Annotated in this window: 20 protein-coding genes and 1 other annotated feature; of the genes, 17 read left to right on the forward strand and 3 right to left on the reverse strand. The window is 38.3% G+C overall.

Translation table 11 applies throughout. The features are described from left to right. Positions 1-33 precede the first annotated feature (33 nt). From M3627_RS07165 to M3627_RS07235, 15 genes are all read left to right on the forward strand, one after another. Positions 34-900: a MurR/RpiR family transcriptional regulator gene (locus M3627_RS07165; protein WP_251553447.1), complete on the forward strand. Its 867-nt coding sequence runs from the start codon at positions 34-36 to the stop codon at positions 898-900. Between the two features lie 61 nt (positions 901-961). After that, positions 962-1,939 (forward strand): N-acetylglucosamine kinase, encoded by a 978-nt coding sequence (locus M3627_RS07170; RefSeq protein WP_251553448.1) that lies wholly within the window; start codon positions 962-964, stop codon positions 1,937-1,939. Positions 1,940-1,948: 9 nt separating this feature from the next. Then, a complete protein-coding gene (locus M3627_RS07175) occupies positions 1,949-2,896 on the forward strand; it encodes a GNAT family N-acetyltransferase (RefSeq protein WP_251553449.1) in 948 nt (315 codons plus the stop codon). 40 nt (positions 2,897-2,936) lie between these two features. Then, the gene (locus tag M3627_RS07180) at positions 2,937-4,121 is read left to right on the forward strand and encodes an anhydro-N-acetylmuramic acid kinase (RefSeq protein WP_251553450.1); all 1,185 of its coding nucleotides are present in this window, start codon (positions 2,937-2,939) and stop codon (positions 4,119-4,121) included. Between the two features lie 954 nt (positions 4,122-5,075). Next, positions 5,076-6,356 carry a trigger factor gene (gene tig, locus M3627_RS07185; RefSeq protein WP_169359863.1) on the forward strand — a complete coding sequence of 427 codons (1,281 nt, stop codon included), beginning with the start codon at positions 5,076-5,078 and terminating at the stop codon, positions 6,354-6,356. Between the two features lie 240 nt (positions 6,357-6,596). Next, positions 6,597-7,868: an ATP-dependent protease ATP-binding subunit ClpX gene (gene clpX / locus M3627_RS07190; RefSeq protein ID WP_251553451.1), complete on the forward strand. Its 1,272-nt coding sequence runs from the start codon at positions 6,597-6,599 to the stop codon at positions 7,866-7,868. A gap of 160 nt (positions 7,869-8,028) precedes the next feature. Further along, on the forward strand, positions 8,029-10,344 hold the full coding sequence (lon, locus tag M3627_RS07195; RefSeq protein WP_251553452.1) for an endopeptidase La: 2,316 nt from the start codon (positions 8,029-8,031) through the stop codon (positions 10,342-10,344). Then, positions 10,345-10,926 (forward strand): ribosome biogenesis GTP-binding protein YihA/YsxC, encoded by a 582-nt coding sequence (yihA, locus tag M3627_RS07200; RefSeq protein ID WP_169359866.1) that lies wholly within the window; start codon positions 10,345-10,347, stop codon positions 10,924-10,926. It abuts the gene before it with no gap. A 621-nt stretch (positions 10,927-11,547) separates the two neighbouring features. Next, positions 11,548-12,912 (forward strand): glutamyl-tRNA reductase, encoded by a 1,365-nt coding sequence (gene hemA / locus M3627_RS07205; protein WP_169359867.1) that lies wholly within the window; start codon positions 11,548-11,550, stop codon positions 12,910-12,912. 83 nt (positions 12,913-12,995) lie between these two features. Further along, positions 12,996-13,826 (forward strand): cytochrome c biogenesis protein CcsA, encoded by an 831-nt coding sequence (ccsA, locus tag M3627_RS07210; RefSeq protein ID WP_169359868.1) that lies wholly within the window; start codon positions 12,996-12,998, stop codon positions 13,824-13,826. Between the two features lie 16 nt (positions 13,827-13,842). Further along, a complete protein-coding gene (hemC, locus tag M3627_RS07215; RefSeq protein WP_169359869.1) occupies positions 13,843-14,772 on the forward strand; it encodes a hydroxymethylbilane synthase in 930 nt (309 codons plus the stop codon). After that, entirely contained in the window at positions 14,765-15,520 is a 756-nt protein-coding gene (locus tag M3627_RS07220) for a uroporphyrinogen-III synthase (protein ID WP_251553453.1), read from the forward strand. Before hemC ends, M3627_RS07220 begins: the two co-directional genes overlap by 8 nt. A 5-nt stretch (positions 15,521-15,525) precedes the next feature. After that, positions 15,526-16,509, forward strand: coding sequence for a porphobilinogen synthase (gene hemB, locus M3627_RS07225; RefSeq protein WP_169359871.1), 984 nt, complete (start codon positions 15,526-15,528; stop codon positions 16,507-16,509). Then, on the forward strand, positions 16,509-17,801 hold the full coding sequence (hemL, locus tag M3627_RS07230) for a glutamate-1-semialdehyde 2,1-aminomutase (protein WP_169359872.1): 1,293 nt from the start codon (positions 16,509-16,511) through the stop codon (positions 17,799-17,801). The genes hemB and hemL overlap by 1 nt, the downstream gene beginning before the upstream one ends. 226 nt (positions 17,802-18,027) lie before the next feature. Continuing rightward, positions 18,028-18,714: a hypothetical protein gene (locus M3627_RS07235; RefSeq protein ID WP_251553454.1), complete on the forward strand. Its 687-nt coding sequence runs from the start codon at positions 18,028-18,030 to the stop codon at positions 18,712-18,714. On the opposite strand, the gene M3627_RS07240 is transcribed toward M3627_RS07235, so the two are convergent. Then, complete coding sequence (locus M3627_RS07240) at positions 18,694-18,885, reverse strand: hypothetical protein (RefSeq protein ID WP_169359874.1); 192 nt, start codon at positions 18,883-18,885, stop codon at positions 18,694-18,696. The genes M3627_RS07235 and M3627_RS07240 overlap by 21 nt on opposite strands. Before the next feature lie 73 nt (positions 18,886-18,958). Then, positions 18,959-19,185, forward strand: a binding site (T-box leader). Positions 19,186-19,230: 45 nt separating this feature from the next. Between M3627_RS07240 and M3627_RS07245 the strand changes: the two genes are divergently transcribed. Then, the gene (locus tag M3627_RS07245; RefSeq protein ID WP_251553455.1) at positions 19,231-21,873 is read left to right on the forward strand and encodes a valine--tRNA ligase; all 2,643 of its coding nucleotides are present in this window, start codon (positions 19,231-19,233) and stop codon (positions 21,871-21,873) included. 438 nt (positions 21,874-22,311) lie between these two features. On the opposite strand, the gene M3627_RS07250 is transcribed toward M3627_RS07245, so the two are convergent. Beyond that, positions 22,312-23,121, reverse strand: a complete 810-nt coding sequence (locus M3627_RS07250) for an ATP-grasp domain-containing protein (protein WP_251553456.1) — start codon at positions 23,119-23,121, stop codon at positions 22,312-22,314. Beyond that, the gene (locus M3627_RS07255) at positions 23,118-23,996 is read right to left on the reverse strand and encodes an ATP-grasp domain-containing protein (RefSeq protein ID WP_169359877.1); all 879 of its coding nucleotides are present in this window, start codon (positions 23,994-23,996) and stop codon (positions 23,118-23,120) included. Before M3627_RS07255 ends, M3627_RS07250 begins: the two co-directional genes overlap by 4 nt. Before the next feature lie 159 nt (positions 23,997-24,155). Here M3627_RS07255 and M3627_RS07260 point away from each other — a divergent pair, with 159 nt between their 5' ends. Further along, entirely contained in the window at positions 24,156-25,304 is a 1,149-nt protein-coding gene (locus M3627_RS07260; protein ID WP_251553457.1) for a bifunctional folylpolyglutamate synthase/dihydrofolate synthase, read from the forward strand. Positions 25,305-25,327 lie beyond the last annotated feature (23 nt).

Raw genomic sequence — 25,327 nt, forward strand, 5'->3', positions numbered from 1 at the left:
AGCTATTTCAAGGAAGAAATGAGTGGATAAATTATGTCATCTGCCAACGGTGGACTAGTTATGCTAAATGAAATGGTGAATACATTGCCACCCTCTGAGAAGAAAATTGCAAGATATATATTAAATCATCCTCAAGAGGCAATTTCTTTAACTGCAGTTGAATTAGGGAAAAGAAGCTCTACTAGTGGGGCGGCAGTCATCAGGCTTTGTAAGTCATTAGATTTAAAAGGCTTACAAGATCTGAAGCTCAGAATTGCAGGAGATTTACAAAAGACAACAGAGCATGGTTTTAGAGATATTGAACCGAACGAACCGATTATGTCGATAATAGATAAGATGACAAACAATAGTATTAAAACGATTCGAGAAACGGCAGAAATGCTAAATACCGAAGAATTAGAAAAAGCTATTGACCTGCTTAGAGTGGCAAATACAATCCATTTTGTTGGCGTAGGTGCTTCTAATATCATTGCACAAGATGCTCAACAAAAGTTTTTACGCATTAACAAGAACTCTTATGCCTTTCCAGATATGCATTTAGCAATGACACTCGTAGCTACTGCGGAAAAAGGGGATGTGGTTGTGGCAATTTCCTTTTCTGGAGAGACATCAGAAGTTGCTAGAGTTTTAGAGCTTGCTAAGGAAAAAGGTATCTCTATTATCAGTATTACGAAATATGGTAACTCCATTGTTTCTAAAATTGCAGACATTAAGCTATATACGTCTGCCACAAGAGAATCAACGTTTCGTAGTGGCGCTACCTCGTCTCGAATTGGACAGCTGCAAGTGGTGGATATTTTGTTTATGGGAGTTGCTTCTCTGCAATATGAAGAAACGGTAAAGTATTTAGATGCTACTCGAGATGCGGTCAATTTTCTATCAAAGGATTCAAAGAAATAATTTATTCATAAGCTGACTCTTCTATGAGTTGGCTTGTTTATTGTCAAAAGGGGTGTAGAGAATGTATGTATTAGGGATTGATGGCGGAGGAACGAAAACTACTGGAATCATTGCTACATCTAAAGGTGAAGTAGTAGCAAAAGCAACGGTTGGTGGAACTAATATTAATAGTACGGGCAAAATAGCTGTCCAATCAGAACTGCAAAAGCTTATAAGGGAACTAAAAGAATTGGCACCACAAAATTTCCTACTAGTAAAGCGTGTATTTGCTGGTATGGCAGGAGCGGGCAATATAACCAACCAAGACGCCTTAAAAGCCATACTACAACCTCTATTTTCCTCAGAGGTAAGTATTACTATAGACCATGATGCGATTACAGCACTTTATTCCGGGACAATAGGAAAACCAGGGGTAGTCCAAATTGCTGGAACTGGAGCAATCACATACGGTGTAAATGAAGCTTCCGATCGAGCGCGTGTAGGAGGATGGGGTCATCTGTTTGGAGATCAAGGTAGTGGATATGCCATTGGACGAGATGCATTAGAAGCTGCCTTTAAAGCGAGAGATGGTCTCATTGAACAAACAGTATTGTCTGACCTACTTATCCAGCATTTCAATAAAGAAGAATTACCGGATATTATTCCGGTTATTTATCAGGCAGAAAATCCGAAAAAGCTGATATCCTCTCTCACGGTGCTTGTTATGAAGGCGGTAGAACGTAATGATTTAATGGCCAAGCATATCATCGATCAGAATGGAGCAGAGCTTGGATTGGCTATATCTGCTCTAGTAAAACAGCTATTCAGCCAAGGGAATGATGTTATACGAGTTGTTTTAGTAGGTGGACTTTTTAATAGATATGACGTTTTGAAAGAATCAATCGAAAGAACGATTAAAAATGAAGGTATTCATGTGGATATAATCTTCCCTAAAATATTACCGGCAGGCGGGGCAGTAGTTGCTGCTCTTTTAGAAGAAAATATAGAAATAGATGAGTATTTTTTAGAAACATTTAATAGAACAAACTATGATAATTGAGGTGAAAGCATGCAGTTGATAGAATGGCAGTTAGATAGACTAGATGAATTGGTGAGTTTGTGGAATCAAGAGCTAGGAAAAGATTTTCCAATGCGAAAGGAGCTATTTGAACAAAATAGTTTCCAGGATGAAAATATTTGCTATGATGCTTCGCGAATAGCTGTAAATGAGGAAGGTCAAATAATCGGGTTCGTAGTAGGTAAAAGGTGGCAGGAAGAAGTAGAGATACCGATGAAGGATAAAACAGGCTGGATTCAAGTAATTCTTGTTCATCATGAGTACCGTAACAAGGGAATCGGATCTAATCTATTAAGACATGCAGAGGAGGCTTTTCAATTAGCTGGAATGCAGGAAATATTATTAGGAAAAGACCCATGGCATTATTTCCCTGGTGTCCCGTTAGATAGCTATGATAATTGGTTTGAAACACGAGGCTATCATTCTTTTGGAAAAGAGTTCGATATGCTCTGTAAATATGAGGGAGAGGTAGCGAAAGAATTACCTGCCCTACCTAATGTTGAATTTTCGATATTAAAGCATGAGGAAAAGAAGGCGTTCCTTGCATTTTTACATCGATGCTTCCCAGGACGATGGGAATACGAGGCTCATCAATATTTCCAAAAGGGTGGGAATGGTAGGGAATTTGCCGTTCTTAAAAAAGAAAATAAGATTATTGGGTTTTCAAGAATTAACGATAATAGCTCGCCCTTAATCGCTCAAAACGTGTATTGGGCACCTCTATTCAGCCAAGAATTAGGGGGGATAGGACCGTTGGGAGTCGATTCTGCGGAACGCGGTAATGGCTACGGTATAGCAATCGTACAAGCTGCTATAGCTTTTCTAAGAAATAGAGACGTTAAACATATTGTCATTGATTGGACAGGGCTTGTCGATTTTTATCGTAAATTAGATTATGAGGTTTGGAAAGGCTATACCTCTTATAGAAAAGTGCTCTAATATGCTTTTATTATTAATTTCTTTATAGGGAGAGATGTATTTGGAAGAGCAAACGAGCTATGTAGTTGGTCTTATGTCCGGAACATCACTTGATGGAGTAGATGCAGCTCTCATCAAAATGATTGATACTAATGACAATTTACAAATAGATTTGGTAACGTATTTGTCACTCCCTTACTCAAGGGAACTAAAACAAAAGCTTAGAGAAATTTGCACTCCTGAAATAGCAAAAATAGCAGACATTAGTAGCATGAATATGTATTTAGCAGAAATCTTCTCTGAAGCTACCTTATCTATTATTCAACAAGCAAATTTAACGCCGCAAGATATTTTACTTGTAAGCTCCCATGGTCAAACTATCTTTCACCAGCCGGCTTCCATTAACATTGAAGGAAGAGATATTACATCCACTCTACAAATAGGAGACATAGCAGTAATTGCTGAACGTACCGGTATTACAACTGTGGGTGATTTTAGGACTCGAGACATGGCTGTAGGTGGAGGGGGAGCTCCGTTAGTCCCTTATGCTGATCATATGCTTTATACGAATAAGAGTCATGGGAGAGTGCTCGTTAACATAGGAGGAATTGCTAACATAACTGTCCTTCCGAAAGGAGCTACAGCATCGGAGGTTATTGCATACGATACCGGCCCGGGAAATATGATCATTGATGCATTTGTCAATTGGGCAACAAATGGGAAGCATGACTATGATCGCGATGGAGCTATAGCAGCAAGCGGTAAGGTGAATGAAAAATGGCTAACTAAGCTACTTGCTTATCCGTTCTTCCATCAGAATTACCCAAAAAGCACCGGTAGAGAGATGTTTGGAACTCAATTTGCGAGAATACTGTGGGAGGAAGCTGAACATCTAGCTATTAGTCTGGAGGATCGGATTGCTACCATAACTGCATTAACTGCACGGACGATTGCTACAGAGATTTTAAAATTCATTGAATCTGCAGAGATAGAGGAAGTAATCGTTAGCGGCGGAGGGAGACATAATTTGACACTATTCAAAAGCCTGCAAGTTTATATGTCCGATCGTGTTTCTGTGGTTGGAATGGAAGCATATGAAATAAGCGCAGATGCTAAAGAGGCGGTAATTTTCGCTTTATTAGGCTATCAATGCTTAAAGAAAAAAACAAATAACCTCCCTTCGGCTACCGGGGCTAAAAAAGCAGTTGTTATGGGCAAAATAGCTTGGGGAAATTCGATTGTGTAAGTGGATTTGAATCGTAACCAAAAAGCATTTCTTCTGTAGGGATTGGTGAAGAAGCAGCATGCGCTATATAAGTAGGGTTGATAGAGACAGCTAACACATCAAAACTGCGCGTGTTAATAACGGGTGATGTCTTATCGCTTACCACGTGAAATGCGTCCGAATAAAGGATAATCAATTCTACTCTATAAATATAAAAGCATTCTAAATGTCATAATTCTTATATTTGTAGCTTGCGTTAGCAAATCAAAATAAAAAATATAAGCTTTGTTAAAGTTATTGGTTGATTTTTACTAACAATTCTTTTTATAGTGACTGTAAACATAAACAAGGAACTTTCAAATGGCTATTAAGAACATAAATAGATGATGAAATTGGGGTTAGTGACAGTTTTTCAGCTGTTTATGTTAGTATTTGTTAGCGCTTTATCGATGCTAAAGCTGTTACCGTTTATTGATTGGAGCGCCAGACAGCGGCTCCTACGGGATGAGGGAGACAGATAAGACATCACAACCACGCGCGTAAGCGATGGTGGATGGCTTATCGCTCACCCCGAGGAAATCGTCCGGCTGGTACGAAAAATCAATTCTACTCTCTGATTTAAGATTTCTCCTAACCTTTTACATAGCCAAATTATAAATTCAATTCATTTTATGAATAGTAAAGAACGGCAATTCCGATTTTATAGTTGACAACCTTATAAGGATTAAAGGATTATAAGTAATGAAGGTTATCTGATTAGGTAATAGTTTTGAAACCTATACATAGCATATAGAAAAAAGTTTACTAGGAAAATAGGCGAGCTTACTTGTATATCAATAATGTTGAAAGTCTAGTCAGTTATGCTATAATATACAAGTTGTCAATATAATTAGTGAAAAACTGTCCTGTTAAGTTTCAAACTTTTAATATACAGGCTACTAAATTATTGTAATTTATTTATTGGAGGTAGAATAAATGTCAGTTAAATGGGAAAAACAAGAAGGAAATAATGGTCTTTTAACAGTTGAAGTTGCTGCTGATGTAGTAAACAAAGGTTTAGACCAAGCTTTTAAGAAAGTGGTTAAGCAAATTAATGCACCAGGTTTCCGTAAAGGGAAAATGCCACGTCCAATTTTCGAAAAAATGTACGGAGTTGAGTCTTTATACCAAGATGCATTAGATTTCATTCTTCCTGAAGCATATGCTTCAGCAATCGATGAAGCTGGAATCGATCCAGTAGATCGTCCAGAAATCGACATCGTAACTATGGAAAAAGGTCAACCTTTAGTGTTTACTGCTAATGTAGTAGTAAAACCAGAAGTAACTCTTGGCGATTACAAAGGTCTTGAAGTTACTAAGTTAGATCAAACAGTTACAGACGAAGAAATCGAAGAGCAACTTAAAGGGCATCAAGCTCGTTTAGCTGAATTAGTTGTAAAAGAAGATGCAATCGTTGAAGGCGACACTGCAGTAATCGACTTTGAAGGATTTGTAGACGGAGAAGCATTTGAAGGTGGAGCAGGACAAGATTATCCTTTAGAAATCGGTTCTAACTCTTTCATCCCAGGCTTTGAAGGTCAATTAGTTGGCGTTAAAGCTGGCGAATCAAAAGACGTAGAAGTTACATTCCCAGAAGAATATCATGCAGCAGAATTAGCTGGTAAAGCAGCAACTTTCAAAGTAACAGTTAAAGAAGTAAAAGGAAAAGAACTTCCTGAACTTAATGACGAGCTTGCTAAAGAAATTGATGCTGAGGTTGAAGGTCTTGAAGCTTTACGCACTAAGCTAAAAGAAGCAGCAACTGAAGAGAAAAAACAAATGTCTGAACAAAACCTTCGTGATGATTTAGTAGAAGCTGCAGCAGCAAACGCTACTATCGATATCCCAGAAGCTATGATCGAAACAGAAGTAGATCGCATGTTACAAGAATTTGGTCAACGTTTAGAGCAACAAGGTATGAACTTAGAACTTTACTTCCAGTTCTCTGGTCAAGACGAAGCTGCTTTACGTGAGCAAATGACAGAAGATGCTAAAAAGCGTGTGAAAGTACAGTTAACTATTGAAGCTATCTCAGAAAAAGAAGAGCTTCAATCTTCTGAAGAAGAGGTTAATGCTGAACTAGAAAAAATGAGTGCTCAATTCAATATGTCAGCTGATGATATTAAACGTGCACTTGGTGGTACGGAAGTTCTTGAAAAAGACCTTCGCTTCCAAAAAACTGTGGAATTCTTAGTAGAAAACGCTAAAATTTCATAATTACACATAACGCGTTATAATATAACAAGGTACAGCATCTGTCTGTGCCTTGTTTTATACATACATAACTTTTTTAGTATGGCGCTGTTGCTATCGTTGTCACTTGTATCTAGTCTGAATACTGCCTTGAGTAATGCAATCCGATGTAACAGCGTATATAGAATAAATCTTAAGCAAACTTATTATTTGATTCTGGACAAAGAATCTTGTAAGATAATGGCTTGAATAGGGGTGAATATTTTGTTCAAATTCAATGATGAAAAAGGGAACTTAAAATGTTCTTTTTGTGGCAAGCCACAAGAACAAGTTCGTAAACTTGTTGCAGGACCTGGAGTTTACATTTGTGATGAATGTATAGATCTATGTTCTGAAATAGTGGAAGAGGAACTTGGCACAGAAGAAGAAGTAGAGTTCAAAGAAGTTCCAAAACCAAAAGAAATTTTAGCTATTCTTGATGAGTACGTAATTGGCCAAGAGCGAGCAAAAAAATCACTTGCAGTAGCTGTTTATAACCATTACAAACGTATTAATTCCAATAGCGTAATTGATGAAGTTGAATTATCTAAATCAAACATAGTTTTAATCGGACCAACAGGGAGCGGTAAAACTTTACTAGCTCAAACTTTAGCTAGAATTCTGAATGTTCCTTTTGCTATTGCAGATGCGACTTCATTAACAGAAGCTGGGTATGTTGGAGAAGATGTTGAGAATATTCTGTTAAAGCTTATTCAGTCAGCAGACTATGATATTGAAAGAGCAGAAAAAGGTATTATATATATAGATGAAATAGATAAAGTAGCTCGAAAATCTGAAAATCCTTCTATTACTAGAGATGTTTCAGGTGAAGGGGTACAACAAGCACTTCTAAAAATATTAGAAGGAACTGTTGCAAGCGTTCCACCACAAGGCGGACGTAAGCATCCACATCAAGAATTCATTCAAATAGATACAACCAACATATTGTTTATCGTTGGAGGAGCATTTGATGGAATCGAACAAATTATTAAACGCCGTTTAGGTGAAAAAGTAATTGGTTTCGGTGCAGATCCAAATAAAGCAATAGTAGATGTAAAATCAGTATTATCCCAATTAATTCCTGAGGATTTACTAAAGTTTGGTTTAATCCCAGAATTTATAGGTCGTCTTCCAGTATTGGCTAGCTTAGAGCAATTGGATAACAATGCATTAGTACAGATTCTTACTGAGCCTAAGAATGCACTAGTGAAGCAATACCAAAAAATGATTGAGTTGGATAATGTTAAGTTAACATTTGAAGATGAAGCTTTAGTGGAGATTGCGAAAGAAGCTATTGAGCGTAAGACTGGTGCTCGTGGATTACGTTCTATCATTGAGAATACAATGCTAGACGTTATGTATGAATTACCATCTCGTGAAGATATTGTGGAATGTGTGATTACGAAAGAAACAATTACACAACACTCTCGTCCTAAGCTTTTATTGGAAGATGGGTCTGAACTTAAAGAAATAGACAACGAAAAAACATCGGCTTAATAGCCATTGAAAAAGCTGGCTTCCAAACTACGTGCACAGGCGCGAGCAAGGATGTCAGCTATTTCTCTTTATAACGTGAAATCTACCTCTTTTTATCCAGAGGATTTACTGTATTATTAGGATATATAAAGGATACAATATGATGGAGGTGACTTCCAAGATGGCAGAAAAGACGTATTACCCGGTATTACCCCTTCGTGGATTATTTATATTTCCTACCATGGTGCTTCATATAGATATAGGTCGCGAGCGCTCCATCGCCGCTTTGAATACAGCAATGGAACGTGAGGAAAAACTATTTCTTTCTGCTCAGAGGGATTTAGGTATTGAACAGCCAGTGCAAGAGGATATTTATGATGTGGGAATAATTGCACACATAAAACAAGTGGTTAAACTACCTAACGGAACGATGAGAGTTTTAGTGGAAGGTTTACAGCGTGCAATTTGGGATGAATATAAAGTGACGGATACAATTGATGAAGTTACTGTATCGGCTTATATTGAGCCTAAAAACGCTGATCAAGAAGATCAAGCTTTAATGCGTACTCTATTACATAATTTCGAAAAGTATTCTAAAGCTTCGAAGCACGTATCGGAGGAAACATATCGTTCAGTAGCTGATATTGAAGAACCAGGTAGATTAGCTGATATGATTGCAGCAGCTCTGCCGTTAAAGATTTCAGGCAAACAAGAGATTTTGGAAATTATGGATGTTAAAGAGCGCATGGAAACTTTAATCGTGCAGCTTTATAATGAACAAGAAATTTTGAATCTTGAGAAAAAAATTAACAATCGAGTTAAAAATGCGATGGAAAGAACACAAAAAGAGTTCTACCTCCGTGAGCAAATGAAGGCGATTCAAACAGAGCTTGGTGATAAAGAAGGTAAGACTGGCGAGGTTGCCGAGTTAAAAAAACGAATTGAAAAAGCAGGCTTACCTGAGTCTACTAAAAAGAATGTACTGAAGGAATTAGACCGTTATGAAAAGCTGCCAACTCAAGCTCCAGAAAGTGGAGTAATTCGTAACTATATTGAATGGATTGTCTCTATTCCATGGTCTAATTCTACAGAAGACCAGTTAGATATTAAACGCTCAGAGCAAATTCTAGATCGCGATCATGATGGATTAGAAACTGTTAAAGAACGTGTACTAGAATATTTAGCAGTTCGTCAATTGACTAAATCACTAAGAGGACCAATTCTTTGTCTGTCTGGGCCACCAGGAGTCGGGAAAACCTCATTAGCTAAATCTATTGCAGAGTCACTTGGTAGAAAATTCGTTCGTATCTCTCTTGGAGGGGTAAGAGATGAATCAGAAATCCGTGGACATAGAAGAACCTATGTAGGCTCTATGCCTGGTCGTATTATTCAAGGGATGAAAAAGGCAGGAACGATCAATCCGTTAATTCTCTTAGATGAAATTGACAAGATGTCCAATGACTTCCGTGGTGATCCTGCAGCTGCAATGCTAGAAGTGCTAGACCCAGAGCAAAATAACTCCTTTAGTGATCACTACATTGAGGAGACCTATGACTTATCCAATGTATTGTTTATTGCTACTGCTAATGATTTAAGCACAATTCCAGGTCCATTAAGAGACCGTATGGAAATTATATCAATTGCGGGATATACAGAAATTGAAAAGCTGTCTATCGCTAAAAATCACTTGCTACCAAAGCAGCTTAAAGAGCATGGATTAAAGAAAACTCAGCTTCAAGTGAAGGACGATGCACTTATAGATGTCATTCGTTATTATACTCGTGAGGCGGGTGTTCGTAGCTTAGAGAGAGTATTAGCTAATATTTGCCGTAAAGCAGCTCTGCTCATTGTTTCAGGTGATAAAAAACGAGTTACTATTTCCACAAAGAATTTGGAAGATACTATTGGTAAGCGAAAATTCCGTTATGGACAAGCTGAATCGGAAAATCAAGTAGGCGTTGCAACTGGTCTTGCTTATACAACAGTTGGTGGGGATACACTTCAAATAGAGGTCTCCTTATCAGCCGGATTAGGTAAATTACAGCTTACAGGTAAACTTGGAGATGTTATGAAGGAATCGGCTCAAACCGCCTTATCTTACGTTCGCTCTAAGGCAGCTGATTTCGGAATTGATCCTACCTTCCATGAAAATAAGGATATTCATATTCACGTACCAGAAGGTGCTGTTCCAAAGGATGGCCCATCTGCAGGTATAACGATTGTGACGGCACTTGTTTCTGCACTATCTAAACGACCAATTTTACGTGAGGTCGGGATGACTGGTGAGGTTACATTAAGAGGTCGAGTGTTGCCAATCGGTGGTTTAAAAGAAAAAACATTAAGTGCTCATCGCGCTGGCTTGACGACAATTATTTGTCCAAAAGACAACGAGCGTGATATTGAAGATATTCCAGAAAGTGTTCGCGAAGTATTAACATTCCATTTTGTTTCCGATGCTGAAGAGGTGCTTCAACTTGCATTAGAGGAGGCAAAATAAATGAAAATTCATAACGTCGAACTATTAATAAGTGCCGTAAGGCCAGCGCAATATCCAGAAGGTGACTTACCGGAATTTGCGCTTGCTGGGCGCTCCAATGTTGGAAAATCTTCGTTCATCAATAAGATGATTGGGAGAAAAAGCATGGCTCGTATTTCTTCCAAGCCAGGTAAGACACAAACACTGAACTTTTATAAGCTAGAAGAAGATCTGCTATTTGTCGATGTACCTGGATACGGATATGCAAAGGTATCAAAATCGGAACGTGCCGCGTGGGGTAAAATGATCGAAACTTATTTTACCTCTCGTGAGGTTCTAAAAGGTGTGCTATTAATAGTGGATTTAAGACATCCACCTACTAAAGATGACTGTATGATGTATGATTTCTTGAAGCATTACAACATTCCATGTATCGTAATCGCTACAAAAGCGGACAAAATTCCTAAAGGAAAATGGGACAAACATAAGAAGATTGTTAAAGACGAACTTCAAATGGATAAAAGCGATCCACTAATTGTTTTCTCTTCCGAAACTGGGCTAGGATTCGATGCAGCTTGGAAGGAAATCGAAACTAGAATGTAGTATTTTCATATACACTTTTTTTGCCTTAAATTAAGTCGTTAATAAGTCTAGATAAGATTAAAAAAGATTAATTGGGGAATACCATCCTTAGTTAATCTTTTTTTGTGCGAATTAATCAAACTATTATTACTGAGTAGAGAATCATGTTATTTATATCCTTTTCATGAATTAGATAAAGATTGATTTTCACTCTAGGCGGACGCTTTCCGCGGGGTGAGCGATAAGCCATCACCCATCGCTTACGCGCGTGGTTGTGATGTCTTATCTGTCTCACTCATCCCGCCGGAGTCGCCGCCTGCCGTTACAATCAATCACAGAGAATGTCCATCTCGAAAAGGTAAAAAAAAACTATGTTTAAGATTAATTATTTTTTTATAATAAAAAGTGAAAATGATTTCCGCTCACAATGCTCAAACTTTATAATTGAAAAATTAAATTGAATAGTTAATCTTTTATAAACTTGGACAGAATGTTTGTATATGCGAATAGTTTTTGCTATTATTAATTTATAATAATTCTAAATAAGATTTCATAGCTTGTTCACAAATGTCGAATTCTCTACTTGTGAACCTATGCTATAATAGGTCTTATGAAATGAACGTGAAAGGGTGACATGACTCCATGCACACACTAGTGGTAGGTGTCAATTATCGTACTGCACCTGTTGAGATTCGTGAAAAGCTTTCTTTTGTTGAAGCTGAGCTTCCAAATGCGATGCAGGCGTTACAAGAACAGAAAAGTATTTTAGAAAACGTTATTGTGTCTACATGTAACCGTACTGAAATTTACGCTACTGTAGATCAATTGCATACAGGAAGATACTATGTTAAACAATTTCTAGCAAATTGGTTCGATATCCCAATGGAGAACCTTTCTAGATATTTATTTATTCATGAAGATAATGAAGCAAATAATCACTTATTCCGTGTTACTGCTGGAGTCGACTCCATGGTTCTAGGCGAGACTCAAATTTTGGGACAAGTGAAGAAGAGCTTTTTAAATGGGCAAGAAAATGGGACAACTGGCACGATATTTAACCAATTATTTAAACAAGCAGTGACGTTTGCGAAACGTGCTCATGCGGAGACATCTATTGGTGAAAATGCAGTATCTGTTTCTTATGCGGCAGTTGAGTTAGGTAAAAAAATATTTGGTTCGTTAAATCATAAGCACGTGGTCATTCTAGGTGCCGGAAAAATGGGCGAGTTAGCTATCCAAAACCTACATGGTAGCGGGGCTGAAAAGGTAACAGTTATAAATCGTACGTATGAGAAAGCAAAGGAGCTTGCTTCTAAATTTGCTGGAAATGCTAAACCGATGGACGAACTTCAATGTGCTCTATTAGAGGCGGATATTCTTATCAGCTCTACAGGTGCTACTGAATATGTAATTGACCTGGAACTAATGCAATTCGTAGACCGTTTACGTAAAGGGAAGCCTTTATTCATGGTAGACATTGCTGTACCGCGAGACTTAGATCCACGTATCGGTGATTTACCAAACGTGTTCTTATATGATATTGATGATCTTCAAGGAATTGTAGAAGCGAATCTTGCAGAAAGAGAACGTGCTGCAGTCCAAATCAATAAAATGATTGAGACAGAAATTGATCAGTTTAATGAATGGGTAGCTACGCTTGGAGTAGTGCCAATCATATCTGCTTTACGTCAGAAAGCTAACAGAATTCAAATGGAAACAATGAGTTCTATTGAAAACAAGATGCCGAACTTATCTGATCGTGAACGAAAAATATTAAATAAACATACGAAATCAATTGTTAATCAGCTTTTAAAAGAGCCAATATTACAAGCTAAAGAGCTTTCTACTTCTAAAAATCCAGGTGAACAGCTTCAATTATTCCAACAGATCTTTGGTATTGAGGATGATGTAAAGAAGGAAGTAGAAAGCCAAGCTGAAAAAGCAAAAATTAATTTGAAGCAAGCGTTAATGCATCAAGATTTAAAAGAGAACTTAACGTTCAATTAATCTAAAGGAGGTGTTTTTGTATCTTTATGGAAACTAGAGAGATATAAAAACGCCTTTTTTGTTGTACAAAGGGAGAAATTTATATGGCTGATTTGACGATGACACGGCTCCACGAGATTATGGTCGTCCTTCAATCCGTTAGCCTTGTCTTCTATTTTATAGATTATCTTAATAAGGATCGGCAAGTTCATCGCTTGGCGGTAGGGCTTCTTTCCATCGTCTGGCTACTTCAAACGGTGTTTTTAGTGTTGTATATGGTTGAAATGAAGCGCTTTCCAATTTTATCGTTGTTTGAAGGGATTTACTTTTATGCATGGCTCATCATTTTGCTTTCCTTAGTCATGCAGCTAGTATTCAAATCAGATTTGCCTGGATTCTTTTTAAATATTATTGGTTTCATATTTATGACTATCCATACATTTGCCCCGAGTCAATTGGAGCAATCTCCAGTGGGTGATGCACTCCGATCGGAGTTATTATTCATTCATATTACATTTGCATTTTTAGCATACGCAGCATTTGCTTTATCGTTTGTTTTTTCTATTCTTTATTTGATATTGTATAGAGTGTTGAAGAAGAAAAAGTGGACAAAGCAATTTAGTAGATTACCTTCACTACAGCATGCGGAAACAGGAATGACTCTGTCTATTATTACTGGAATACCTTTATTGTTTGTAAGTCTCGTTCTTGGGTTACAATGGGCTTATATATCTTTAAATGAGTTTTCTATATTTGATTTTAAGATTGTTAATTCCTTTATTCTATTAGTTCTATATATTGTCGTTCTTTTAATAAGAAAGGGTGTACGATATAAAGGAACGAATTATGCGTGGATTCACGTATATGCATTTTTATTTGTTATAATTAATTTTTTACTAGGTAGTCAATTATCACAATTCCATTTTTGGTATTAAGAAAGGTAGCGTGTTTATGCGTAAAATTATTGTAGGTTCAAGAAGAAGTAAATTAGCTCTAACACAAACGAAATGGTTTATTCAACAAATGAAAGATATGGGCGCACCATTTGAGTTTGAAATAAAAGAGATTGTTACAAAAGGTGATCAAATCTTAAATGTAACACTTTCCAAAGTTGGAGGGAAAGGTCTATTCGTTAAGGAAATTGAGCAAGCGTTATTTGACAAGGAAATAGATTTTGCCGTACATAGCATGAAGGATATGCCATCAGTCTTGCCTCCTGGCTTAGTAATGGGATGTACTCCTAAGCGTATCGATGAACGTGATGCTTTCATTTCTACAGGACATGTGAAGCTAATGGATTTACCTAAGGGAGCTATTGTAGGGACAAGTAGTCTACGCAGAAGCGCTCAATTACTATTATTACGTCCAGATATCGAGATTAAGTGGATACGAGGCAACGTGGATACAAGGCTGCAAAAGCTTCAAGATGGAGAATATGACGCTATAATCTTAGCAGCAGCTGGACTTAAACGACTTGGCTGGAGTGACGAAGTAGTAACAGAGTATATTTCCGTTGAGGATTGTGTTCCAGCGGTAGGGCAAGGGGCATTGGGAGTTGAATGTCGTGAAGATGACAAGGAGCTTCTAAATGAGCTTCAAAAACTTTCAGACAAAGAAACTTGGGATACCGTTCTTGCTGAACGTACATTTTTAGCTGCTATGGATGGCGGATGTCAGGTTCCGATTGCAGGGCATGCTGTTATGAACGGCAATGAGATTACGTTCACTGGACTTATTGCAGCACCAGATGCATCTGTTGTGTACAAAGAAGTAGTATCTGGAACAAACCCAGTAACAGTAGGGAAAGAAGCGGCACGAATTTTAACGGAACAAGGAGCTTTCGATTTAATCCAAAAGGTTAAGGCTGATTTAAATGTTTAAAAATTCACCTCTACAAAATGAGCATATCATTTTTACAGGGGTGAATAGATCAGATGAGGCAGCAAATCTTACAGCTAGTTTAGGAGGGGTTCCCTATGTGGCGCCCTTCATAGCTACTAAGGAGATTGTGGAGCCCGAAGACAAAGATAAACTCTTAAACGGTAAAATTTACCAATGGTTTATATTTACGAGTCAGGCAAGTGTAGCTGCCTTTCATCAAAAGATGCTTACCTATCATTTAGGTGTAGAAGCTTTTCAGGTTAAAATGGCCGCTGTCGGTTCAAAAACGGCGTCAGCTCTCGAGAAAATTGGATTTACAATAGATTTTATGCCGACTACCTTTAGTGCAGATGTTTTTATTAAAGAATTTCCACGGGTAGCAGCACCGGAAGATACATGTTTGTATTTCCGAGGGAATCTTGCAAAAAATACAATTACAGAGGGTCTGGTCAATTCAGTTGATGAATGGACAGTCTATGAGACCGTGATGCTAGAAGATAATGTAGAGATGGTGAAGGAGCTTTTAACTAGTGGGAAAAGCTGCTCGGTAGTGTTCACAAGTCCTTCTTCGGTGAATGCCTTTCATCAAACGATTGGCAAGGATTTAGGCTATAATAGCTTTACCGTATGTGCTATTGGTCATATAACGAAAAACCATTTAAAATCATTAGGTGTTACCGTGCAGGTAATGCCTAAAACCTATACTTTAACAGAGGTAGTAAATGCGCTAGCTCAATGGAAGGGATGAATGTAATGACAGACTTATATTTTCAACGTCACCGCCGTTTAAGACAATCGGCTGGTATTAGAGCAATGGTAAAAGAAACTTACTTACATAAAGAGGATTTAATCTATCCGATTTTCGTTATGGATGGAGAGAATATTAAAAATCCCGTTAACTCCATGCCGGGAGTTTTCCAATTTTCATTAGATCGTTTAGGTGAAGAAGTAGATGAGGTCGTTTCTTTAGGAATCCCATCCGTTATTTTATTTGGTTTACCTGCAACAAAGGATGCGGAGGGAACTCAAGCGTATCATGATCATGGAATAGTGCAAAAGGCAATTCGCTTTATCAAGGAGCGTCATCCAAACTTAGTTGTTATAGCTGATACTTGCCTATGTGAATTTACGGATCACGGTCACTGTGGAGTAGTAGATGAGCATGAAAGAATACTGAATGACCCATCATTAGACTTGTTAGCAAAGACAGCGGTGAGTCAGGCTCAAGCTGGAGCAGATATTATTGCACCTTCTAACATGATGGATGGATTTGTAACTGCTATTCGTCAAGGATTAGATAGAGCTGGTTTTCACGATGTACCAATTATGTCGTATGCAGTTAAATACGCATCCGCTTATTATGGTCCATTCCGTGAAGCGGCAGATGGAGCTCCTAAATTTGGAGACCGTAAAACCTATCAAATGGATTATTCTAACCGAATGGAAGCTATGCGCGAAGCCACTTCTGATATCGAAGAGGGAGCAGATTTCTTAATCGTAAAACCTGCATTAGCGTATTTGGATATTATTCGTGATGTTAGAAATAGCTTCGACGCCCCTATTGTGGCATATAACGTAAGCGGAGAATATGCAATGGTGAAGGCTGCTGCCATCAATGGCTGGATAAACGAAAAAGAAACAGTTTTAGAAACGTTAACAGGAATGAAACGTGCTGGAGCAGATATCATCTTAACGTATCATGCTAAAGATGTAGCACGTTGGTTGGAGGAGAAATAATGTCTAAATCATACAAGTTATCTAAAGAAGCATTTGCAGAAGCAAAGGACTTAATGCCAGGTGGCGTAAATAGTCCGGTTCGTGCGTTTAAATCGGTCGACATGGATCCGATTTTCATGGAAAGTGGAAAAGGCGCTATCTTGAAAGATATTGATGGTAATGAATACATTGATTACGTACTTTCTTGGGGACCACTTATTTTAGGTCATACGGAGCCTAATGTCGTGAAGGCAATTCAAGATGTAGCTGCAACTGGGACTAGCTTTGGAGCATCTACGTTAGTTGAAAACAAACTTGCAAAATTAGTTATGGAGCGAGTGCCATCTATTGAGATGGTCCGTATGGTTTCCTCTGGTACAGAGGCTACTATGAGTGCTTTGCGATTAGCTCGTGGTTACACTGGCCGCAACAAAATTTTAAAATTTGAAGGGTGCTACCATGGACATGGAGACAGCCTGCTTATTAAAGCCGGTTCTGGTGTTGCTACACTAGGTCTGCCAGATAGCCCAGGTGTTCCTGAGTCGATTGCTAAAAATACGATTACGGCACCTTATAATGACATTGAGAGTGTTCGCTACGTGTTTGAAAACTTTGGTGACGATTTAGCAGCAGTTATTGTGGAGCCAGTGGCAGGTAATATGGGAGTTGTACCTCCAATTGAAGGATTCCTCGAAGCATTGCGTGAATTAACAGAGAAAAATGGAACAGTTTTAATCTTTGACGAAGTAATGACTGGTTTCCGTGTAGATTATAACTGTGCACAAGGACATTTTGGTATTACTCCAGATTTGACTTGTCTAGGTAAAGTAATCGGAGGTGGCCTACCAGTAGGAGCTTTCGGTGGGAAACGCGAAATCATGGAAATGATTGCACCAGCAGGATCTGTATATCAAGCAGGTACCCTATCAGGGAATCCTCTGGCGATGACAGCAGGCTATGAGACATTATCACGCTTGAACGAGGATACGTATAAGTATTTCGTAAAGCTTGGTGACATGCTTGAAAAAGGGTTCAAAGAAGCTGCAAGCAAATACAACATTCCTCATACAGTAAATCGTGCTGGTTCTATGATTGGCTTCTTCTTCACTAATGAAAATGTAGTGAATTATGACGTAGCTAGAACAGCAGACTTAGACTTATTCGCAAAATACTATCGTCTAATGGCTGAGGAAGGAATCTATTTACCACCTTCTCAATTTGAAGGAATGTTCCTTTCCACTGCGCACACCGAGGAGCATATCGAAAAAACAATTCAAGCCTTCCATACAGTGTTTGAAAAGTTAGCTCGATAATAAATATTGAACAGACAACGTTCTAAGCAATTAGAATGGCTTGTCTGTTTTTTTGTATTCTGTTTTATATTTACAAATAGCTGTAAGTACAGGCGAAACTCCCTGAGAAAACAGAAAGAAAGCGAAGGCTGGGGTAAAACTTTTGAAAAGCTGGCATATTCGTAAGGTATTTTTCATATTTTCTTACGTTGAAACATAATTTGTCCTATATGAAGGAGGATGAAAAATGGAAGTTAAAAGTTGGGAAGTTAAGGAACAGTTCTGTTTTCCGCAAAGCTTTGGAGTGCCTAAGGAAGTAAAGACAATCAATGTAACCCCTCAGTATTTTCATGAGGAAATGGACAATATGGTGCATATCAATGGTATTTATCATATTACTTGTCACGTGGAGTTTGAGGAAGGTGAAGTGGAGCATCACGCAACAAGTGAATTTACGGAAATCGAAGACCTAGATTTAAATGGTGAGCTTGGTTATTTTGAATATGCGGTACCGATGAGTGTAGAGATTAGTAAAGATAGAATACAAGCCGAAACGTTACCGACAGTAAGTATAGAAACTATAAATTGCAAAGCAGAGTCAGATGGTATTGAAATCGTATGGCTAGTCAATTGTGAATATGAAACGCATCGTCCTAAAACGGAGGAAGTAGTAGCAGAGGTAAGACAAGAAATGATTGAAGAAGTAGAAGAAATCCTAGTATTAGAGTCTAGTAGCCATAGAGAGGCCTTTGTAAGTAATGAACAGCAGTCCCCACGTACGGTACAGGAACCAGTTCAGGAGCAGACTAATGTGACGATTAAAAATAGAGAAGTGGAAAGCCCGGCTGAGGATGATTCTGAGCTACAGTTTATATTTAATTTGGAGGATGGGTATACCAAGCTTTCCTTTCCATCAAATAATGTCCTTAAATAATAGAAAACCAAGAAATGCTAGAAATACTAGCAAGAGAAAATCCCATGTTGTTGGAACAATTAAAACACGAACAAGTTGAAAGCAACCGATTGGTATAATGATTCCTTTCACGTAAAAACGAGTTCTTCTTAACCAGTCGGGCAGTAAATAGGGGTTGTATCCTCTTTTCATAGTGTTTTCCTCCTTTCACAAGACTATGCTTGACGGCATATAATAATATCCTATACAATAAAAACAACTATATATGGATGCTATGAATGGGAAGAGTAAAATGACACGGTTATCTAAAGAAAGGAAACAATTTGCTGAAATGTTTCCGTTAGCCACCATTTGAAGGTAGCCCAAGAGCAGCTTTTGTGAACTAACAGTAGCAATTGCCGGTTTGAAGCCGTTATCTAATTGAGAGCGTGATGTGTTGTATTGCATCTGCGAATAAAGGTGGTACCGCGAACAAACTCCTTCGTCCTTTAGTGATGATAGGAGTTTTTTTATATTCTTTTTTAAGGAGGAAACGATATGACAAATGAGACAACGATGTCAACCAAGTATGATCCGCAGTCAATCGAAAAAGGCCGCTATGAATGGTGGTTAAAAGGTAAATATTTTGAGGCGCATCCAGAAAGCGAAAAGGAACCATATACCATTGTGATTCCACCGCCTAACGTAACAGGGAAGCTACATTTAGGTCACGCCTGGGATACAACTCTTCAAGACATTATTATTCGCATGAAGCGTATGCAAGGATATGACGCTCTATGGCTACCAGGAATGGACCATGCAGGTATCGCTACACAAGCAAAGGTAGAAGAAAAATTACGTGCTGACAATATTTCGAGATATGACCTAGGTCGTGAAAAATTTGTGGAAGAAACTTGGAAATGGAAAGATGAATATGCAGGACATATTCGCAAGCAATGGTCAAAACTAGGTTTAGGCTTAGACTATTCTCGTGAACGCTTCACTTTAGATGAGGGTCTTTCCAATGCAGTAAAGGAAGTATTTGTTAAGCTTTATAACAAAGGCTTGATTTACCGCGGGGAATACATTATCAACTGGGATCCTGCTACAAAAACAGCACTTTCTGATATCGAAGTAATTCATAAAGATATACAGGGTGCATTCTATCATATGCATTACCCACTTGCAGATGGTACTGGTTCGATCGATGTTGCAACAACTCGACCAGAAACAATGCTAGGGGATACAGCGGTTGCAGTACATCCTGAAGATGAGCGCTACAAACACTTAATCGGAAAAACGGTGAAATTACCAATCGTTGGCCGTGAAATTCCAATCGTAGCAGATGATTACGTAGATATGGAGTTTGGTAGTGGTGCTGTTAAGATTACTCCTGCACATGACCCAAATGATTTTGAAATAGGTAATCGTCATAACCTAGAGCGTATTTTAGTTATGCATGAAGATGGTTCAATGAACAAGAATGCAGCTAAATATGAAGGAATGGATCGCTTTGAATGCCGTAAACAAATCGTAAAAGATCTTCAAGATGCAGGTGTTTTATTTAAAATTGAAGAGCATGCACACTCTGTAGGCCACTCTGAGCGAAGCGGAGCAGTAGTTGAGCCTTACCTTTCTACTCAGTGGTTTGTAAAAATGCAGCCACTTGCAGAAGAAGCGATTAAGCTTCAAGAATCAGAGGGTAAAGTAAACTTTGTACCGGATCGTTTTGAAAAAACGTATTTACGTTGGATGGAAAATATACATGACTGGTGTATTTCCCGTCAGCTTTGGTGGGGACACAGAATTCCAGCTTGGTACCATAAAGAAACTGGCGAAGTGTATGTTGGGCATGAGGCTCCAGCAGACGAAGAAAATTGGAAGCAGGATGAGGATGTACTAGATACATGGTTCTCCTCTGCTTTATGGCCTTTCTCTACGCTAGGCTGGCCGGATGTAGAAAACGAAGAGATGAAGAAGTATTACCCAACAAATGCCCTTGTTACAGGTTATGATATTATATTCTTCTGGGTGTCACGTATGATATTCCAAGGTGTAGAATTTACAGGAACCCGTCCATTTGATGATGTATTAATTCATGGTCTTGTACGTGCAGAGGATGGGCGTAAGATGTCTAAATCCCTCGGCAATGGTATTGATCCAATGGACGTAATTGATAAGTACGGAGCAGATTCACTACGCTATTTCTTAAGCACTGGTTCTTCTCCAGGACAAGATTTACGTTTCTCAGTAGAAAAAGTAGAGGCCGTTTGGAACTTTGCCAATAAAATCTGGAATGCTTCACGCTTTGCGTTGATGAATATGGATGGATTGAAATACGAGGAAATTAATTTAGATGGGAAAAAATCCGTTGCAGATGCTTGGATCCTAACTCGTTTAAATGAAACAATCGAGCAAGTTACAAGACTTTCAGAGAGATATGAGTTCGGCGAAGTTGGTCGTGCCCTATACAACTTCATCTGGGATGATTTCTGTGACTGGTATATCGAAATGTCTAAGCTTCCACTAAACGGAGATGACGAAGAAGCGAAGCATATGACTCGCTCGGTTCTAGCATACGTATTAGACAACACGATGCGTTTGTTACACCCATTCATGCCTTTCATAACAGAAGAAATTTGGCAAAACCTACCGCATGAAGGCGAATCGATTACAGTAGCGGCATGGCCGACAGTGAACGAAGAGCTTTCTGATCAAAGCCAAGCAGCAAGCATGAAGCTACTTGCAGAGATCATTCGCTCTGTTCGTAACATCCGTTCAGAGGTACAAACACCGATGAGCAAAAAAGTACCGTTATACATTTCTGCAAAAGATGCAGATACGCTAGCAGTACTAGAAGCAAACGCAAAATACTTAGAGCGTTTCTGTAACCCAGAGCCTCTAGTAATCGGTCAAGACCTAGATGATCCGGGCCAATCGATGTCAGCAGTAGTAACAGGTGCTCTTTTATACCTTCCATTACAAGGCTTAATCGATATTGAGGCTGAAAAAGCACGTCTAGAAAAAGAATTAGAAAAATGGGCAAAAGAAGTGAAGCTAGTTCAAGGGAAACTATCCAATGAACGCTTCGTATCAAAAGCTCCTGAGGCAGTAGTAGCTGAAGAGCGGGCAAAAGAACAGGACTACCTAGAAAAGCACGCAACCGTTCTAAAACGTATTGAGGAATTAAATAGCTTGTAAAACAGCAAGTGCAAGTGTAGCCAGAACCGATGAGGTATCTGGCTACACTTTTTCTTATTTTGAGTGGGAGGGGTAGGACGTTGCGGAGATTAGGTAGAACCTTGCAGAGACGGGAGAGAACCTTGCGGAGATTAGGTAGAACCCTGCAGAGATGGAAGAGAACCTTGCGGAAACAAGGTAGAACCTTGCAAGTGTCATTCTGAGGAGGATATAGAGAAAAAGTGTTGCAGAGATGACGAAAAGTGTTGCGCGAACAGTTAGAAGTGTTGCAGAGATAAGCTAAAGTGTTGCGCGAACAGCCCGAAGTGTTGCGGGAAATAAAAGTGTTGTGGTAAATGGAGAAAGTGTTGCAGAAAAGAAACAAAGTGTTGCACAAATAACTGGAAGTGTTGCAAAAATGAATGGCCACCCACATAAACAAATAAAAGTACATCAAGCTTAACGCTCGATGTACTTTTTTAATTGCTCATCCACATAATTCATAATTGGTATAGCGATATCCGTCTGGGTTGTTTGATAATATGATCTTGCTCCAACCGGATCCTCTAATTCATTGAATAGCCATCTGCCATCGGGTAGAAGTAAGAAATCAATTCCTACGTAATCGCTTTTAATGGCTTTTGCTATTTTAATTACATCTGCCTCTTGAGTTGTAGAGAGCTCATATTTTTCTACAGTTCCACCTAGCGTGAAATTGGATTTAAAGCTATTTGGAGCACCGATTCTTTTTACTGCTCCAATTACCTCGCTACCTAGCATAAATACTCTTACATCGGTAGCATTCGTTTCTACATAAGCTTGAGCAATAATGGTCTGGGATGAAAAGTCATTTAGAAATACATCAGCATCTTGTGCCTTTGTAAACCTTTCTACCTGCATTCCCCCATGTCCGCCAGTGGTCTTAAGTACAACCGGATAATCTCGTATGTCTTGAACGTCGTTAATTTTATAGGTTGGAACTGTAGCGATTCCAAGCATTTGGACTAGCTGGATTGCTTTCCACTTATCATTAGCAATGACGTTGACCTCTGATCGGTTGAACATGGGAACACCGCGTTGCTCTAACTTTTTAGAAAGCTCAGGATTCCTTGCTCGAAAGAAAATGAAATCACAATCAGGAAATTCGGTTTGATTATCGTCTATAACCGTAAGAGAATGGCCAAGAGTTTTTGCTGCTTGGATTAACCGATCTATAAAGCTTTGGTTTCGCTCAATCTCTTTATATTCATATATCAATAAGCCGTTCATATAACAACAGCACCAATTTTAGATAAAATGTAGTCGATCATCGCATCTCCTACGTTAATGCCTGTGACGTTATAAATGTTACGTATATGGGCTACTCCGTTAACTTCACATACTAAGGGCTCTTCATTTTCCCCAAACAGAAGATCTACTCCTGCGAATTCGGCATTCAGTGCAGTAGCAGCTTGAATAGCTACTTCCTTTTGTCTTTCTGTTAAAATAATTTCAGTTGCAGTTCCACCATTAGTAATATTAGCGCGGAAATCTGTAGCTGATTGGCGATGCATGCAAGCAACGACTTGGCCACCTACCACATTCACCCGTATGTCTCTTCCTCTGCTAGATGCAATAAATTGCTGGAAGACATACTCTACACCCTTAAGTTCTTCTACTTTATCAAAGAACTGCTCTCTTGTTTCAATTAGGTATACACGCTGACCAAAGGAGCCATGCGCTTCTTTAATGATCATTGGCAGTTGAAGTATTTGTAGCACTTGTTCGTAATAACCTGTATGCAAAATAGTGAATTCAGGATAAACTTTTGGTGCTATGATCGTTATAGGCATTGGTACATCAGCTGTTGCTAGCTCGAGATATTGATGTGCTTTGTTATCACAAATCTCAATTACACTAGGATCATTGAACACTGGTATGCCCGCATTCTTCAGATATTTCGCAAGCAAAATATCTTTATCAAGAAAGACGACAAAATCAGGCCTCGCTGATAAGCTTTCATGAACGTTCATCAGAAGTTCATAATTCTTTACTAAAATAGCTTGTAAGCCTTTTTTCTCTGCGGCTTCTTTAAGGAGGAGAGCCTGATCGAGAAACTTATCATGTGTAAGACTACCATTGTAAATGATCCAACAAGTTTGCATAATTAAATGACCTCCACGGGTACGTGTTATAATGTGTTCACAAGAAGTTTAGCAGAAAAGTAACCAAGACGGAATAGGGTGAATGACTTGGAAATAAAAAAATTTAACAATTATAAGATAAAGTGGAATATTAATAGTGAAACTATGATTAAACCTGGCTTGGATAGGATAAAAAAGGCTTTGGATTTGCTTGGAAATCCTCAAGATAAACAAAAAATAATTCATGTTGCAGGAACAAATGGAAAAGGTTCAACGATTGCTTTTATGAGAGCGATCGCGTCTGAACATAAACTCAAGTACGGAAGTTTCACATCTCCCTGTTTAATTGACGTACATGATCAAATTCAACTGAATGGTAATAATGTGACAGAGGCTCAAATGGATCACGCGTTTGAACAACTAGTGAATGTGGGTATTAGTGGAATGCTTACTGACTTCGAACTGTTAACAGTTGTTGCGTTTATAGTCTTTGCAGAACAAGAATTGGATGTAGTATTCATAGAAGCCGGTATGGGTGGAAGATTTGATAGCACAAACGTGATTAAACAATCAGTAGGGGTAATACCGAGTATTTCTATAGATCATACTAATTTCCTTGGGGAAACAATCGAAGAAATTAGTTGGCACAAAGCAGGAATTATTAAGGAACATGGCAAATTGATATTAGGTGATACTTTACAGTCTTCTAAAGAAGTTATATGGAAAGAAGTAAATAGTCAAAATGCAGAGCTGATAGAGATAAATAAAGATTTTCAAATCCGTAAAAACAGCTATAATTATAAAAACTATGCATTTGACGAACTAACCCCTCAGATGCTAGGGAAGCATCAGCTTTCTAATATGGCCCTTGCCATCACTGCAATGATAGAAACTGGTTTTATATTAAATGAAGAGAACGTTAGAAAAGCTGTTATAAAAGCTTCACTTCCTGGTCGCATGGAAAAGTGGAATGACCATGTTTACATGGATGGTGCACACAATCAAGCTAGTATAGATGCACTCGTTGATACCATTAAGCAGTATTTCCCTAATGAACATATTCACTTTATTATTGGTATTTTAAAAGATAAAGATTATAAATATATATTAAGCAGACTAGAAGAAGTTGCGACTAGCTTTGAATTCGTTGACTTCAAACATGAACGTGCTTTAGCCGCTACTACATTATTTAACCACTGTTCCCATAGTGATAAACGTGTAACTAAAGATATACATTTGATAGACCTACATAAACCTAAAAAAGAAAGCGTGACTATTGTATCAGGGTCATTGTATCTAATTACCGAATTAAAAGGAATAAACAGTTAAAATGTAATTTTAATTATTCAGTT

This window comes from Psychrobacillus sp. MER TA 171, from assembly GCF_023713305.1.
Classification (GTDB): Bacteria; Bacillota; Bacilli; order Bacillales_A; family Planococcaceae; genus Psychrobacillus.

What these genes read in the sequence shown, in the direction of transcription:
- M3627_RS07165 (WP_251553447.1), top strand. Translation starts at nt 34, where the DNA reads ATGTCATCTGCCAACGGTGGACTAGTTATGCTAAATGAAATGGTGAAT.
- M3627_RS07170 (WP_251553448.1), top strand. Translation starts at nt 962, where the DNA reads ATGTATGTATTAGGGATTGATGGCGGAGGAACGAAAACTACTGGAATC.
- M3627_RS07175 (WP_251553449.1), top strand. Translation starts at nt 1,949, where the DNA reads ATGCAGTTGATAGAATGGCAGTTAGATAGACTAGATGAATTGGTGAGT.
- tig (WP_169359863.1), top strand. Translation starts at nt 5,076, where the DNA reads ATGTCAGTTAAATGGGAAAAACAAGAAGGAAATAATGGTCTTTTAACA.
- lon (WP_251553452.1), top strand. Translation starts at nt 8,029, where the DNA reads ATGGCAGAAAAGACGTATTACCCGGTATTACCCCTTCGTGGATTATTT.
- yihA (WP_169359866.1), top strand. Translation starts at nt 10,345, where the DNA reads ATGAAAATTCATAACGTCGAACTATTAATAAGTGCCGTAAGGCCAGCG.
- hemA (WP_169359867.1), top strand. Translation starts at nt 11,548, where the DNA reads ATGCACACACTAGTGGTAGGTGTCAATTATCGTACTGCACCTGTTGAG.
- ccsA (WP_169359868.1), top strand. Translation starts at nt 12,996, where the DNA reads ATGGCTGATTTGACGATGACACGGCTCCACGAGATTATGGTCGTCCTT.
- hemC (WP_169359869.1), top strand. Translation starts at nt 13,843, where the DNA reads ATGCGTAAAATTATTGTAGGTTCAAGAAGAAGTAAATTAGCTCTAACA.
- M3627_RS07220 (WP_251553453.1), top strand. Translation starts at nt 14,765, where the DNA reads ATGTTTAAAAATTCACCTCTACAAAATGAGCATATCATTTTTACAGGG.
- hemB (WP_169359871.1), top strand. Translation starts at nt 15,526, where the DNA reads ATGACAGACTTATATTTTCAACGTCACCGCCGTTTAAGACAATCGGCT.
- hemL (WP_169359872.1), top strand. Translation starts at nt 16,509, where the DNA reads ATGTCTAAATCATACAAGTTATCTAAAGAAGCATTTGCAGAAGCAAAG.
- M3627_RS07235 (WP_251553454.1), top strand. Translation starts at nt 18,028, where the DNA reads ATGGAAGTTAAAAGTTGGGAAGTTAAGGAACAGTTCTGTTTTCCGCAA.
- M3627_RS07240 (WP_169359874.1), bottom strand. Translation starts at nt 18,885, where the DNA reads ATGAAAAGAGGATACAACCCCTATTTACTGCCCGACTGGTTAAGAAGA.
- M3627_RS07245 (WP_251553455.1), top strand. Translation starts at nt 19,231, where the DNA reads ATGACAAATGAGACAACGATGTCAACCAAGTATGATCCGCAGTCAATC.
- M3627_RS07250 (WP_251553456.1), bottom strand. Translation starts at nt 23,121, where the DNA reads ATGAACGGCTTATTGATATATGAATATAAAGAGATTGAGCGAAACCAA.
- M3627_RS07255 (WP_169359877.1), bottom strand. Translation starts at nt 23,996, where the DNA reads ATGCAAACTTGTTGGATCATTTACAATGGTAGTCTTACACATGATAAG.